Here is a 16,283-nt window from a genome sequence, read left to right on the forward strand (position 1 = left end):
CAAAATATGCATGTATCTACGGATCGAGAATTGAATGCAAAAGAATTTAGTTGCTTTCTGATAGGAGAAACGAGCTTATTAATTCAATGTGGGGAAATTATTTTAAAGAGAAAGCATCAGATAGTGGGGATCGTATCACCAGATAGAGCTATAAGCCAATGGGCCAAGCAAAACGGCATACCTTATCTTGACCCCCAAGAAGATTGGAGAGCTTTTTTAAGTCAATATTCCTTCGATTACTTGTTTAGCATTGCTAACGCTTTAAGATTGCCTCCAGAAATTTTAGCTCTCCCCCGCCAACTGGCTATTAATTATCATGATGCTCCTTTACCAAAATATGCTGGTATCAATGCTACATCTTGGGCTTTAATGAATCGAGAGAAAACCTATGCTGTCACATGGCACCAGATGAGCGCTCGATTTGATGAAGGAGATATTTTAAAGCAGTTTTCTGTCGATATTGCTGATAAAGATACTGTCTTTACCTTAGATACAAAGTGTTATGAAGCTGCCGGTAATTCATTTATTGAATTAGTAAACGATCTATCTGAACAGACAGTTAAACCCATTAAACAAAACTTAGAAGAGCGAACCTACTTTTCGCGTTCCCAGACACCAATAGCAGGTTATATATTGTCTTGGAACCGTTGCGCTTTGGATATAGATGCCTTCGTTAGAGCTTTGGATTTTGGCCCTTATCGCAATCCACTTGGCACCCCTAAGTTTGCCATTGAGAGTGACTTATTTATAGTATCTAAGCTTGAAGTTCTTGATTCGCTCTCAGAATTTCCTCCCGGAACGATCGCAGCCATTGAGCCTAGTTTTATGAAAGTTTGTACAGCCAGTTATGATGTAGCGCTGCATCAGGTACTAACCATCGAGGCTCAAAACTTATCAATTGCTGAGTTGGTAGCTAAATTTGGATTACATGAAGGGTATCAGTTTAAAGACATTGCTCCAGAACTGGCAAAGGATATTGAGACGTTCGATCGCTTAATTAGCAAATACGAAACTTTTTGGGTAGATAGGCTAACGACATTACAGCCGATTACGGTTCCTTACGCTAAGTCCACTCCATTGCATAAACCAACGTCTTATGTGGATGTGAACGTTACTTTACCGCCTAATGCGATCGCTTTTGTCCAAGAATATCATCCAGAATGGAACCTGGGCGACTTTGTGTTGGCTGCAATTGTCGCGTATTTGGCTCGTATTGGTGGAACCGATTGTTTCGATATAGGTTTTAGAAGTATTAACCTGTCGCACCAGTTAAACGGAATCGACAATTTCTTTGCCTCGTATATACCTTGCCGGATAGACATCAACTTAGAGCATAATTTTGAGCAAGTTTTCGCCACCGTGCTGCAGCAAGTGGAATTAACTAAACGACGCCAGAGTTATACTCGCGATGTTGCAGTCAGGTATCCCGATCTGAAAAAAGCACTCTCTGGGCAGAGCCAACAACTGTTTCCAGCGATCGTAGAGCAGGTTAAAAATTTGGATCTTTGTGAGAAACAGCCGAGTAGTTCTTTAAGGCTGGCGATTCCAGAAGATGGGAAACAATGCGGTTGGAGCTATGACCCAGAGATCTTCGATCGGAGCAGCATTGAAACGATGTTGCACCAATTCGAGACTTTTGTACAAAGTATTGTCACTAATTTAGAGGGAATTGCAGTTAATCTTCAGCAGCCGATTTCAAAATTGTCCCTGCTAACAGAAACAGAGCGACATCAGCTATTAGTTGAATGGAATAATACTGGAGCTGAGTATCCGCTGGATCAGTGCATCCACCAGTTGTTTGAGGCCCAGGTTGAGCGGACACCCGATGCTGTAGCAGTGGTGTTTGAAGGAGAACAACTCACTTATAGGGAACTGAACGCAAGGGCAAATCAACTCGCTCATCATCTGCGATCGGTAGGAGTGGGGCCAGAAGTTTTGGTAGGTATTTGTGTAGAGCGCTCTCTGGAAATGGTAGTGGGACTACTGGGCATCCTGAAAGCTGGTGGGGCTTATGTACCGCTAGACTCAGCCTATCCACCGGAGAGGGTGGGGTATATGCTAGAACACGCGCAGGCAAAAGTGCTGCTAACTCAGGTGCGGTTAGTCAATTCCCTTCCCCAACATCAAGCGCAAGTCTTCTACCTGGACGCAGATTGGGGGGCGATCTCTACTCTGAGCGACTCCAACCCTACCTGCAACTGCAAACCCGAAAATCTGGCCTATATCATCTACACCTCTGGTTCCACTGGCAAACCCAAGGGAGTAGCGATCGAGCATCGCGGTGTCGCTAACACCCTCCTCGACCTCAACCACCGCTTCGGAGTGGAAGTCAGCGATCGCATATTAGCCATCTCTTCCCTAAGTTTTGACCTCTCGGTTTATGACATTTTCGGACTGCTAGCGGCTGGAGGAACCATCATCATCCCCAAACCCTCCCTCACGCCCGATCCGGCTCATTGGCAAACTCTAGTAGCGCGGGAGCAAATAACGCTCTGGAACTCAGCACCAGCCTTGATGCAGCTATTGGCAGACTATGCGATCGCGAAGGGGGATGCTCTGCCATCTTCTCTGCGCTTAGTCATGATGAGCGGGGATTGGATACCAATGAACTTACCGACACAAATCAAAACTTTATTCCCGATCGCAAAAGTAATTAGCCTGGGAGGTGCCACAGAAGCTTCCATCTGGTCTATCTTATACCCCATCGAAACCATTGACCCGAACTGGAAAAGCATCCCTTACGGTCAGCCCATGACCAACCAGCATTTCTACGTCCTCGACCAAGCACTCAATCCGTGTCCGGTGGGGATATCCGGACATCTCTACATCGGAGGAATTGGTCTGGCTAGAGGTTATTGGCGGGATGAAGAAAAGACCCGCGCCAGTTTCATCGCTCATCCTCTGACTGGGGAGCGTCTTTACCGTACAGGCGACCTGGGACGCTATATGCCCGATCGCAACATCGAGTTTCTCGGTCGCATCGACAACCAAGTAAAAATCCGAGGTTTCCGCATCGAATTGGGAGAAATTGAAACGGTACTCAGCCAGCATCCCGATGTCAGAGAGACTCTAGTCATTGCCACAGATGTGGTTGCAGGCAACAAACAATTAGTAGCTTATATCGTCCCGCAACTACAAGCAGCAGCAAGAAGCAGTGACCTCCGCAGTTTCCTCAAACAAAAACTTGCCGACTACATGATACCGGGAGCATTCCTAGTGTTGGATGCCCTACCATTAACACCCAACGGTAAAGTAGACCGTCGCGCCTTACTCGCAACGGAGTTGCATCTCGAACTGGAAGAGACTTTTGTCGCCCCACGCACTCCTATTGAGGAAATGTTAGCCAGCATTTGGAGTAACATCCTCTCAATTGATTTTGTGGGCATTCGCGACAATTTCTTTGAACTGGGCGGAAATTCCTTATTAGCCACTCAAGTGATTTCGAGGATGCGCGACACCTTGGCTGTTGAATTACCGCTACGCAGTTTATTTGAAGCACCCACAATTGCCGAATTAGCCGAGCGGGTAGAGAATTCGCTCAAGAACAAACAATCCATACAAACTCTGCCTCTTGTACCAATTCCCCGGTCAGAGTCCATCCCATTATCCTTCGCTCAAGCTAGGTTGTGGTTCCTCGATCGCTTAGAGCCAAACAGTCCCTTTTACAATATCCCGCTTGCTTTGCGTCTGAGCGGTCAGCTTAATATAGCAGCTTTAGAGAATAGCATCAACGAAATTATCAGGCGGCATGAAGCGTTACGTACTAACTTTGCGACCTTAGAAAGTCAACCCGTTCAAGTCATCGCCTCAACTCTCAATTGTCAACTACAAGTGGTGAACTTGTTGCACCTAGAAAGTCACCGAGAAATCGAGGCGCAACACTTGGCAAATGAAGAAGCAAATCGACCTTTTAACTTGGAGCGAGAGCCTTTGCTTCGTGGGATGGTGCTACAGCTAGGTGAAACAGAGTACGTCTTGCTACTCACTATGCACCACATTATTTCTGATGGTTGGTCGCTGGGCTTATTCGTCAGGGAGTTAGCAGAAATTTACAAAGCCTTCTCCACTGGACAAGCTCTGGTTTTACCAGAATTACCTGTACAGTACGCCGATTTTAGTGTTTGGCAGCGACGGTGGTTAACTGGACAGGTACTAGAAACCCAGCTTGACTACTGGAAGCAACAACTCAAAGATATTCCCACTGTATTAGAATTACCCACAGACCGACCGCGAAAAGGTGTTCAATCCTTCCGAGGGGCGCATCAATCCTTTGCCATTTCCCAAGAATTGAGTGAGGCACTTGTTGCTTATAGCAAGCGAACAGAAGTAACTCTGTTTATGACGCTTTTAACAGCATTTCAAACCTTGCTTTATCGTTATACAGGACAAGATGACATTGCAGTGGGTACGCCTTTTGCTAATCGGAATCGACAAGAAATAGAGGGATTAATTGGTTTTTTTGTCAATACATTAGTCCTGCGAACCGACCTCGGTGGCAACCCCAGTTTTGAGCAGTTACTCAATCGAGTCCGGGAAGTGGCGTTGCAGGCTTACGCCCATCAAGACGTGCCCTTCGATCAGCTAGTAGAGGCATTACAGCCAAAGCGAGACGTGAGCTATACGCCTTTGTTTCAGGTGGTGTTTGCCCTTGACGACGCTAGTGTGCCTTCTGTGGAACTGCCGGAATTAACGGTAAGCTCGTATTCCGTGGAAATCGGCACAGCCAAGTTTGATTTGACCCTATCAATGGAGAACACTGCTGATGGATTGGTAGGAGTATGGGAATACAATACTGACTTATTTGACGAGACAACGATCGCTCGCATGGCCAGACATTTCCAAACTTTACTGGAAGCGATCGCAACCAATCCCAAGCAGCCGATTTCAGAATTGCCCTTACTAACCGAAACGGAACGACACCAACTATTAGTCGAATGGAATCATACTTGGACTGAGTATCCCCAGAATAAGTGCATCCACCAGTTGTTTGAGGAACAGGTTGAGAGAGAGCCCGATGCTATTGCATTAGTCTTTGAACACAAGCAACTGACCTATAAAGAACTGAACCAACGAGCTAATCAGCTAGCACACCACCTGCGAAATCTGGGTGTGGGTGCAGAGGTAATGGTGGGCATCGGCGTCGAGCGTTCCTTGGAGATGGTGGTGGGAATTTTGGGCATTCTCAAAGCTGGTGGGGCTTATGTACCGCTAGACCCAGCGTATCCCCCCGAACGTTTAACTTTCATGCTAGAAGATACTTCTGTGTCTGTGCTGCTGACTCAAGCGGAGTTAGTCGAGTCTCTTCCCAAACACCAAGCGCGAGTCGTCTGTCTGGATAGAGACTGGGAAGTAATTGAGCGACAGATCCAGGAAAATCCCTCAATTCAAGGTCAGTCTGACAACTTAGCCTATGTGATGTACACGTCAGGCTCTACCGGGATACCCAAAGGGGTTAGCGTTATCCATCAGGGTGTGGTGCGATTAGTCAAAGACACCAACTATGCCAACCTAAGTGCAGAAGAAGTCTTCCTACAGTTGGCTCCCATCTCGTTTGATGCCTCGACTTTGGAGATTTGGGGCAGCCTGCTCAATGGAGCACGGTTGGTAATCATGCCCCCTCATACACCATCTTTGCAGGAGTTAGGACAGGCTATTCGGGGATACCAGATCACGACGCTGTGGCTCACCGCTGGATTGTTTCACATCATGGTGGACGAACAGTTAGAGGACTTAAAACAGGTACGTCAACTACTAGCGGGGGGCGATGTATTATCTGTACCTCACGTACAAAAGGTGCTGCAAGAACTAAAAGGATGCCAGTTGATTAATGGTTATGGCCCGACGGAGAACACCACCTTCACCTGCTGCTACCGGATAACAGAGGCAAATCTGATAGAAAATTCTATTCCTATTGGTGGGCCCATTGCCAACACGCAGGTCTATATTCTAGATGCCCAAAAACAACCTGTCCCGATCGGCATTCCGGGAGAATTGTATATTGGTGGTGCTGGTTTAGCACGGGGCTACCTCAACCGACCCGACCTAACAGCCGATCGCTTTATCCTCAACCCCTTTAGCCATGAACAAGGCGATCGCCTCTACAAAACTGGCGACTTAGCCCGCTACCTATCCGACGGCAATATCGAATTCCTCGGTCGCATCGACCAGCAGGTTAAAATTCGCGGCTTCCGCATCGAACTCGGCGAGATTGAAGCGGTATTGAGCCAACACCCGGATGTACGAGAGTCTGTGGTTATCAAGCGGGATGATGCGTCCGGCAATCAGCGCCTAGTAGCTTATATTGTTTCCAACCTCAGACCAGAACGTACTCCCTTCAACAGTGAATGTCTGGCAGAATTTGACGGGAATCCGGCGGTGAAACTTCGCACGGAAGACATCTCCATCGGTGGCGTCGGCATACTGGGCGTACCGGATAATTGTGGGCCCGGTCAAACCGTCCGCCTGCGCTTGCGTATGCCCGGTTCCGGTGAAGAGCGGTGGTTGGAGGGAACTGTAGCTTGGTGTCGGAGAAACCAAGCTGGGATTGAATTGGCTCTGGGTGCGATCGAACAAGATCTTTTTCAAAAGAGCATAGAGTATCTTCTGGAAACTCAGGGGTTCTGGAAAGTTTTGCAACGCACAGCAGTCGGGAGCTTACGCAATGTTCTCAAGCAGAAGCTGCCCAACTATATGATGCCCTCCAACTTTGTGTTTTTGAATGCTTTGCCGCTGACACCCAACGGCAAAATAGACCGCAAAGCGCTGCCAGAGGGAGATACTTTTAACCTACAGTTGGATTGTGTCGCACCCCAGACTGAGAACGAAGATGCGATCGCTACAGATTGGGAACAAGTATTACACCCAGAAAAAGTTGGTGTCGATGATAATTTATTGGACATCGAACTGGGCGATATCGAGGCGATATTGAGCCAACACCCGGATGTACGAGAGTCTGTAGTTATGAAGCGGGAAGATGCGTCCGGCAATCAGCGCCTCGTAGCCTATATCGTTTCCAACCTCACACCAGAACGTACTGCCTTCAAGAGCGAGTGTCTGGCAGAATTTGACGGTCATCCAGCGGTGGAACTTCGCACAGAAGACATTTCCATCGGTGGCGTCGGCTTAGTGGATGTGCCAGATACTTGTGAGGCCGGTCAAACCGTCCGCCTGCGCTTGCGTATGCCCGGTTTCGGTGAAGAGCGGTGGTTGGCGGGAAAGGTGGCTTGGTGTCGGGGAAACCAAGCAGGGGTTGAGTTGGCTCTGGGTGCGATCGAACAAGATCTTTTTCAACAGAGCATAGCGTATCTTCTGGAAACTCAGGGTTTCTGGAAAGTTTTGCAACGTACAGCGGTGAGGAGTTTACGCAATGTTCTCAAGCAGAAGCTGCCCAACTATATGATGCCCTCCAGCTTTGTGTTCTTGAATGCCTTGCCGCTGATAGCTAATGGCAAAGTAGACCCTCTGGCGCTACCAGTTCCAGATGCTCTTAACATAGAGTTAGAAACAACTTATGTTGCACCGCAGACAGATATCGAGCAAGCGATCGCTACCGTTTGGCAACAGGTATTACACCTAGAGAAAGTCGGTGTGGATGATAATTTCTTCGATCTAGGCGGTCATTCATTACTGATGGCTCAGGCTCATAGTAAACTGAAAGAAGCGATCGACAGAGATGTTTCAATGATGGAGATGTTTAAATATCCAACCATCAGTTCTTTGGCAAAATATTTAAGTGAGGAACCCGAGGAAAAATCCTCGGTTGGGCAAAGCCGCGATCGCATCAATAAACAAAAAGACGCAATCAATCGCCAAAAGCAAAAACAGCGCTTGCAAGGAAAGAATAAAAATGGATAACTCTGAAACTTCCGAGTCTATAGAAGGTATCGCTATCATCGGCATGGCAGGTCGCTTTCCTGGCGCTAAAAATGTTGATGAGTTCTGGCAAAACCTACGGGACGGTGTGGAATCTATTTCTTTCTTCTCCGAACAAGAACTAGAATCTTTAGGCATTGACCAATCAGTGGTGCGTGACCCCCGCTATGTAAAAGCAAGAGGGGTACTAGAAGATATTGAGTTGTTTGATGCTTCATTCTTTGGGTTTAATCCTAGAGAAGCTGAAATTACAGATCCACAACACCGCTTTTTCTTGGAGTCAGCTTGGCAAGCTCTAGAAAATGCTGGGTACAACTCGGAAACTTACGAAGGTTCGGTTGGGGTTTACGCAGGCGCTGGGAGTTTCAATACTTATTTTTTGAATAACCTTTATCCTAATCATCAGCTTAGAGAATCAGTTGGAGATTTCCAACTTGCGATCGCTAATGAGAAAGATTTCTTGTCAACTCGCGTTTCTTACAAATTAAACTTGAAGGGGCCGAGTGTTACTGTTCAAACAGCCTGTTCTACTTCATTGGTTGCGATTAGCATGGCTTGCCAAAGTTTACTGAATTACCAATGCGATATGGCTTTGGCTGGTGGGGTTTCTATAGGCGTTACCCAAAAGGCAGGATATTTTTATAAAGAGGGAATGATTCTTTCGCCAGACGGACACTGTAGAGCCTTTGATGCTAAGGCACAGGGAACTGTTAGCGGTAGCGGTGTGGGAATTGTTGTTTTGAAAAGATTAGAGGAGGCGATCGCAGACGGAGATTATATTCATGCGGTGATTAAAGGTTCTGCGCTCAATAATGATGGTGCTTTCAAAATTGGCTACACAGCTCCCAGTATAGATGGTCAGGCCCAGGCGATCGCAGATGCTCTGGCGATCGCAGAAATTCCCCCGGAAACCGTCAGCTATATAGAAGCTCACGGAACCGGAACACCTCTGGGCGATCCGATCGAAATCGCTGCGTTGACGCAAGCTTTCTCCCTTGAAACTAAGAAAAAAGGCTTTTGTGCGATCGGTTCGGCAAAAACCAATATCGGACATTTGGATACTGCTGCTGGTGTCACTGGCTTAATCAAAACTGTCCAAGCTCTCAAACACCACTTAATACCACCTAGCTTGCATTTTGAACAAGCTAATCCCAAGATAGATTTTGCCAACAGCCCCTTTTACGTTAATACTAAACTTTCCGAATGGAAAGCAGATAAAACGCCGCGCCGTGCTGGAGTTAGTTCCTTTGGCATCGGTGGAACTAATGCTCATGTGGTGCTAGAAGAAGCACCTAGTGTAGAAAAATCTGGAGAATCCCGACCATCACAACTGTTAGTTTTATCTGCAAAAACTAGCTCTGCACTTGATTGTGCCACGGTAAATTTGAGCAACTATTTAAAGCAGCATCCCGATGAAAATATTGCTGATGTTGCTTATACGCTTCAAGTTGGTAGAAGAGTTTTCAGCCATCGACGGATAGTAGTTTGTAATGACATAGAAGAAAGTGTGATTACCCTCGACACTCTTGATGCAAAACGAGTTTTTACGAGCTTCCAAGAATCTAAAGATCGACCTGTCGTATTTATGTTTTCAGGACAGGGTTCACAGTACATCAATATGAGCTTGGAACTTTACCAAGTTGAACCAACTTTTCGCGAACTGATCGATATCTGTTCGGAAATTCTTAGACCTCGCTTGGGAATTGATCTGCGCCACGTACTTTATCCAAATGAAGCACAAGCAGAAGCAGCTACAAACCAATTAAAACAGACTGCGATTACACAGCCAGCACTGTTTGCGATCGAATATGCTTTAGCTAAATTATGGATGTCTTGGGGAGTGCATCCCAAAGCGATGATTGGTCATAGCATTGGTGAATATGTAGCAGCTTGTTTGTCGGGTGTTTTCTCCTTGGAAGAGGGCTTATCCTTGGTAGCGGCGCGAGGTAAATTAATGCAACAATTGCCGAGTGGTTCCATGCTTGCAGTTCCACTTCCAGAACAGCAAATGCAACCACTTTTGGGCAATAAACTCGATTTAGCTGTGATTAACGGAGCATCTATGAGCGTGGTTTCAGGTGCTACTGATGCCATAGATGAATTGGAACAAAAACTACTTGAAAAAAGTGTAGAGTGTCGCCGATTGCACACTTCTCATGCCTTCCATTCACAGATGATGGAGCCAATTTTAGAACCCTTCACCGAACATGTTAAAAAAGTTAAGCTGAACTCGCCTAAGATTCCCTACATCTCCAATGTCACTGGTAATTGGATAACAGCGACGCAGGCGACAAGTCCGAGTTATTATGCTCAACATCTGCGGCAAACAGTACGCTTTGCAGACGGCTTACAACAGCTATTAAAAGACCAAAATCAAATATTGCTCGAAGTGGGGCCAGGACGGACTTTGAACACGCTAGCAAAACAGCATCCTAATAAGGGGGCTGAGCAGATTGTACTTTCTTCATTGCGCCATCCACAAGACCCAAATTCAGATGTAGCTTTCTTACTTACTACATTGGGTAAACTCTGGTTAGGAGGAGTACAAATAGATTGGCCTAAATTTTATGCTGATGAGCAGCGTTATCGTCTCCCATTGCCAACATATCCGTTTGAGCGCCAACGTTACTGGATTGAAGCACCAGGAATCGAGCAAACGATTAAAATTGCATCTTTACCCGATGAAAATTCCCAACCCATAGATTCAACACCACACCACTCTCGACCGAGTTTACACAATACCTATATTGCTCCTAGAGAGGAAATTGAGCAAACTATTGCTAGTATCTGGCAAGAATTTCTCGGCATCGAGCAAGTAGGGATTGATGATGATTTTTTTGATTTAGGCGGAGATTCATTATTAGCCGTTCAACTAATAACTAAATTAAACGAAACACTGCAAAAATCCTTGTCTCCTCATAGCCTCTTACAATCATCTACTGTTGCAGCTTTGGCTGCATTAATTACAGACAATGCCGACTTGTCAGATAATCCTGACCAGCAACTCCAGACAGCTTCGGAGTCCTTGTTAGTAGAAATTCAGCGTGGTAGTTTTAAGCAACCTTTGTTCTTAGTTCATCCGGTAGGCGGTCACGTTTATATTTATCGGGATTTAGCGCGTTATCTAGGTTCGGATCAGGCTGTTTTTGGAATACAAGCGCACGCCTCAGATGGGGAAACCGAGTCTTTTGCTAAAGTTGAGGAAATGGCTGCTCGCTATATTGAAGCAGTGCGCGTTCAACAACCAGAAGGCCCCTATTTTTTGGGTGGTTCTTCCTTTGGAGGAACAGTTGCTTTTGAGATGGCCCAGCAACTCAACGCCCAAGGTGAAAAGATAGCACTGTTAACTTTAATCGATACTCCGGGTCCTGGTCAAATGCCTGTTTTAGAAACGGAAGATGAGACAGCAATTTTGCTATATTTACTAGGCGTTGGTTTCAATCTGTCTCTTTCTATGGATGTCCTTCAAAAACTGGAACCAGAGGAGCAACTTCTCTACTTTTTGGAGCAAGTAAAGATTGCTAAAAGGGTAGTTCCTCCCGATTTTGGATTACCTGAGATTCGCCAGTTTCTTCATCTGTTTAAAGTACACGCCCAAGCGATGCTAAATTACATCCCTCAAACTTATGGAGGCCGAATTATATTTTTTCGTGCGACAGAACAAAATGAAGTTAATGCCAAAAATCCAGAATTACCTTGGATTGAGGTTGCTCGCGTAGGGGTAGAAGTTCGAGCAGTGCCTGGAAATCATATTACTATGAACTATCCCCCTCATGTTCAGGTTATGGCGGAACAACTTAGAGTATACCTTGATGAGGCAAGAAAGCTAATTTAGATTGGCTCTTGGGTTTTTAAATAGATAACTTTCAAAGGAGATCCTATGGCTTTATATACAGAGAAGGCCCCACCAGAAGGCGAAAACTCATCCTCATTGCTACTAGAAATGATGTATGGTTTTAAAATATCCCAGGCTCTTTTTGTAGCGGCAAAACTAGAAATTGCAGATATTCTGAGTGATGGTTCTAAGACTGCTGATGAACTTGCGAAAGCTACAAGTGTAAATTCTCGTGGTATTTATCACCTGATGCGTATGCTAGTAAGTGTTGGTGTATTTTCTCTGGAAGGTAATGAAAAGTTTTGCTTAAATTCTCTGGGAAAACATCTCCTGACTGGTACTTCTGATTCTTTACGAGGTACGGTTTTGGCAATGGGTGATGAACTCTATCAGGGATGGGGGAATTTACTTTACGGTATAAAGACTGGAGAAACTCCATTTGAACATACTTTTAAAACTAATCTTTATAGCTATTTAAAGCAGAATTCTGAGGCGGCAGTAAATTTTAATGAGTGGATGAAGGAGACAACAAGGGAGTGGCTGCTTCCGGTGCTTGAAGCTTATGATTTTTCAGACGTTAAGACACTTGTGGATGTTGGAGGGGGAATTGGAACCCTAACGGCTGTGATTCTGAATGCGAATCCCAAGCTACAAGCGATTTTGTTCGATCGCGAAGATGTTGTTGTGGATGCGGATCAGGTTTTGGAAGAAGCTGGAGTTGCAGATAGGTGTCAAATAGTTGGAGGCAGCTTTTTCGAGGCGGTTCCCCCTAGTGGCGATCTTTACTTACTCTCTCGTGTCCTCCTCAATTGGGACGATGCTCGGGCTATTACAATTCTTAAAAACTGCTATCAAGCTATGACAGCTAAAGATCGGCTGGTGATTGTGGATTTTATGTTGCCTGAAGGCAAAATGTCGCCCTTTATTGGGATGGGTAGCCTAACTTTGTTCATTCTGGGGGGTACTTTCATGCGGAAAAAAGATGAATTTTATAATTTACTTTCCTCCGCAGGGTTTAAAGTGACTAATATGATAGAAACGAAAGGGCCAGTAAGTGTGATCGAGGCGAAACCTGATTGACCTTACTAATCTAAAAACAGGGGAATTATTCTGGTGTAGGATTACTATTGCTCAATTAATCTCAATCCTCTTATAGCAATTATGAAAAGTTATGCAACAATCACAAAGGTAGGTTGGGCTGCACTTCGTTCCCCCCGACATCAGGATTCTAGCAATATTTTTCAGAATTGCTATTATCAAGACTTGAACAAAGTTCAAGTCCAAACAAAGCGCAAACCTGCTATGTGTTAGGCAAATACGTCACCATTATGTTGCAGCCAAGCGGAAAAACGATCGGACTTTGACTGTGCGATCGCATTGCTAGCGATTTCAATCGTCCGCTTTATGGTCGATATCCATCTATCCTACCGCTTCACCAGATTGTGTTCCCACTTCCAAACACAGCTAGAAATCAAATTCGTACAGATATGAGCCGTAATTGGCACTAACAAATTTCCAGTCGCTAAAACGCTGTAACCCAACAGCAATCCGACAGCCGTTGCCCAAACAGCATAAGGCCACTGATCCATGCCTCCCAAGTGCAGAATGCCGAAACAAAAACTCGATAAAACTAAACTGGTAACATTCAATCCCAAAGCAGACAGCATCACGCCTCGAAATAGCAATTCTTCGCTAAGTCCCGGCAGCAGTCCCAGCCAAATCAAATCCGGCCAAAACAAAGGTTTGAGAACTACTTCCAAGTAAACGTCTGCACTCCGGCGATAACCCGGCCAAAGGTGATAAACGATCGCACTACCGCCTGTAATGGCCAGCCCGAGCGCACATCCGTTGAGCAAGTCGATTCCTATCAATTTGACTGGCAAAAGCGATACCGATCCAAATAGCAACCACAATTTAGCTACGGCCAGCAACATAATTGCTGTCACGCCCATTGCTACTAAAATTTGGGTGCGCGTCAAGGGTTCAATTTCAGGATTTCCGGGAAGTTTTTCTGCCACTTAATCACTTTTAGATTTGATGTTTGAGATTTTAGATTTGTTTTGTTGAGTTAGACAAACAACGCAGGGAGGAGATGTCTGCACCCAAGGAAGCTGGACTGATGCCGGCTCGCAAAGCGACCAAAACTCCGATCGCCTCTAAATATGAGTTTACCTGCAAAGCTTTGATTCCGAGTTTTTCGGGAGTCGCCTGCATCTGGGTTTTGTTGTCGCCCACAGCGATGATTTGTACGGACGATCGCCCACTCAAACTCAGAATAGCACTGCCGCCGCAGGCTGTGGCGGGTATCACCACCGCATCGACTCGATCGGCGGTAATTGATAATTGATTGTGCTGCTGGCTTTCTGGCGCTACCAATTGGGGAGCTTTGCTGAGGCCGGCAAGGACGCAAGGTAGGAAAGTATAGCCGATTTCCTCAGCAGCCGATCGCGGGGACAGGTGCGGATCGAGGGGAAGCGCAGACAACGCGGGGGCGTGGGCGCAGGGGATTTTAAACGTCTTGACGATGAGGTGGCTGATCACAGCTTCCGCGCCGGCGAGGGGGTCAACTCCTTTGCCGCGGCGGTAGTTTTCGAGGGCGAGGCTGCCTTCATCGTCGGGAAATCTGGCTACAACTGCGATCGCCTCTACTCTTGCTTGTTCGATCAATTTTTCTGCCGCGCGCAATAAACTGTCGGGATTGCCGATCGTCCCCCAGGATGCCCCTGATTCAGAAATACGCAATTCTACTTGCAGAGGGCGATCGGTTAAAACACAATCGGTTATATTCAAGCCCAATGTAGCTCTCGCTGCATCAGCCGCTTGCAAGTGTCGCAACTGCAAGTCTGGTTCGATCGCGGAATCGAGGATTAAGCCGATGCGATTTTGATGTACCGGTTGCAGTCCCCAGCATCCGGCAGCAAATTTGTCAAGGGCGTAACCTTCAACGTAGAGAGCGTTAGGTATCGGCCAATAAAGTTGAGCGCCGTTGAGGACGTTGGGGTGAGTGATCAGGGTGTCTGAAATTTGGGCGATCGCCCTAGCCACCGGCAGCGCATCTCCTGCAAACCCACCAATCGATGCTCCAACGCCTGTGGGGACTATCAAAACCACTGTCAAAGGGCGGGGGTTCACGGTGTTGCGGGGGATGCTTCCACGAGCACGTAGCCTTCTACCACAGCCTTTTGCCGATCTACATCCACATCTGTGACTGCCCACCGCAGGGGTTCGCCGTACTTTTGCAGTTCAATTTCAATAGCCGAGTGCAGTTGCTCGGCGGTCTCGTGGAGGTCAACTTCTGCGGAAATGAAATGGGTGGTCATAGGGCGATCCATAGTAGTTTTACCGCTAACGGTACTTAGGTCAATTTTAGCTTAGCCCTAGGATTTACCGAATTGGCGATCGTACACAATGTCTTCTTTTTCTGTTTCTATCTTCAAGTTCGATCGGGGATAAGCAACGCACAGCAACACATAACCTTCTGCCTGAAGATCGGGACTAACGCCCATACCATCAGCTTGATCGACCTTCCCTTCAATAATTTTACCAGCGCAAGTAGTACAAACCCCCGCATTGCAAGAACTCGGCAACTCAATGCCGGCGTCGTTAGCGACGCGGAGAATTTGTTTATCTTCGGGTACTTCTACGGTATAGGTAGAGCCTTGGTGGATCAATTCAACAGTGTAAGTCTTAGACATATTTCAATTATTGGTTTTAATTCCCCAATTGGAATTTACGCTAGATTTGGAAACAAAGCAATCAGTATTTTACCGCTGTTTGTGCTTTTGTGCAAATTTCCAACTGCTGTTTTTATTGATAATTTTTTTTATTAATTGGCTGGGGCGAGCGATCGGCATTTTGTCAATGACTTTTTCACAAATTATTACAAGCCTCACAGCGGAGCTCTGCCACAAAGCACTTATACCTAATTAATTTTTTGCCTTCAAGCCAACAACTCATCAACCGCAACGCTAAAACCCGGCAGCACTAGCTGAGTGCTGACTGTATAACCCAGGTTAAAAGTTAACTTTTGAGTTTGAGTCATTATCAATATCCAGCGACTTTCTGGAAAAACAATCCAAGCTTCCAGACAACCTGAATCTAAATATTCTTGGGCTTTCAGAAATATTTCTTCCGCAATATCACTAGGAGAAACTATTTCAGCAATTAACGGCGGACTTTGAGGCAAAGTAGGAACATCGCCATATTGAGCCACAAGTTCAGGAGTCAGATAAGCTACATCAGGACGGCGCACTCGCCTGTCAGTACGACAAGGAACTTCTGTATAAACTTCGCCGCCTTGTCCGCTAGATATCTTATAACTTCTCCAACAATAATCTAGTCGAGATTGGATTCGACTGTGTTTTACTGTCATGCCTTTTTTCTCCGCGATTTGCCCGTCCACCCATTCCATGCACTCGGGGGGATTAGCCATAAAGTCTTCTAGAGAAACATTTTCTGATAAAACGGCAGCCATTACCATAGCCATTTACTTCCTTTTGCAGCATTCACTGATATTGTAGTCCTTTTTGCGATATCTTCACTGATGGGAATTGCATAAAGAGTCTATATCCTACCA

General features: G+C 46.0%; 8 protein-coding genes. 3 read left to right on the forward strand and 5 right to left on the reverse strand.

Annotated elements, in window-relative coordinates:
- The first annotated feature begins 6 nt into the window (after positions 1 to 6).
- From QUA57_RS05290 to QUA57_RS05300, 3 genes are read left to right on the forward strand one after another with little or no spacing between them, the layout of a single operon-like run.
- The gene (locus QUA57_RS05290; RefSeq protein ID WP_333059894.1) at positions 7 to 7,854 is read left to right on the forward strand and encodes an amino acid adenylation domain-containing protein; all 7,848 of its coding nucleotides are present in this window, start codon (positions 7 to 9) and stop codon (positions 7,852 to 7,854) included.
- The gene (locus QUA57_RS05295) at positions 7,847 to 11,707 is read left to right on the forward strand and encodes a beta-ketoacyl synthase N-terminal-like domain-containing protein (RefSeq protein WP_333059895.1); all 3,861 of its coding nucleotides are present in this window, start codon (positions 7,847 to 7,849) and stop codon (positions 11,705 to 11,707) included. The genes QUA57_RS05290 and QUA57_RS05295 overlap by 8 nt, the downstream gene beginning before the upstream one ends.
- Positions 11,708 to 11,752: 45 nt before the next feature.
- Positions 11,753 to 12,787 (forward strand): methyltransferase, encoded by a 1,035-nt coding sequence (locus tag QUA57_RS05300; RefSeq protein WP_333059896.1) that lies wholly within the window; start codon positions 11,753 to 11,755, stop codon positions 12,785 to 12,787.
- Between the two features lie 344 nt (positions 12,788 to 13,131).
- Here QUA57_RS05300 and QUA57_RS05305 read toward each other — a convergent pair whose 3' ends face one another.
- The 5 genes from QUA57_RS05305 to QUA57_RS05325 all read right to left on the reverse strand — a co-directional run bounded on the left by QUA57_RS05305 (position 13,132) and on the right by QUA57_RS05325 (position 16,193).
- Positions 13,132 to 13,725, reverse strand: a complete 594-nt coding sequence (locus QUA57_RS05305) for a CPBP family intramembrane glutamic endopeptidase (protein ID WP_333059897.1) — start codon at positions 13,723 to 13,725, stop codon at positions 13,132 to 13,134.
- Between the two features lie 31 nt (positions 13,726 to 13,756).
- Positions 13,757 to 14,839 carry a DUF3326 domain-containing protein gene (locus QUA57_RS05310; protein WP_333059898.1) on the reverse strand — a complete coding sequence of 361 codons (1,083 nt, stop codon included), beginning with the start codon at positions 14,837 to 14,839 and terminating at the stop codon, positions 13,757 to 13,759.
- Positions 14,836 to 15,027 (reverse strand): hypothetical protein, encoded by a 192-nt coding sequence (locus QUA57_RS05315; protein WP_015175652.1) that lies wholly within the window; start codon positions 15,025 to 15,027, stop codon positions 14,836 to 14,838. Before QUA57_RS05315 ends, QUA57_RS05310 begins: the two co-directional genes overlap by 4 nt.
- A 57-nt stretch (positions 15,028 to 15,084) precedes the next feature.
- Positions 15,085 to 15,402 carry a 2Fe-2S iron-sulfur cluster-binding protein gene (locus tag QUA57_RS05320; protein WP_333059899.1) on the reverse strand — a complete coding sequence of 106 codons (318 nt, stop codon included), beginning with the start codon at positions 15,400 to 15,402 and terminating at the stop codon, positions 15,085 to 15,087.
- A gap of 245 nt (positions 15,403 to 15,647) precedes the next feature.
- Positions 15,648 to 16,193, reverse strand: a complete 546-nt coding sequence (locus QUA57_RS05325; RefSeq protein ID WP_333059901.1) for a Uma2 family endonuclease — start codon at positions 16,191 to 16,193, stop codon at positions 15,648 to 15,650.
- Positions 16,194 to 16,283: the final 90 nt, after the last annotated feature.

Source organism: Microcoleus sp. Pol7_B2 (genome assembly GCF_036701035.1).
GTDB lineage: Bacteria > Cyanobacteriota > Cyanobacteriia > Cyanobacteriales > Microcoleaceae > Microcoleus.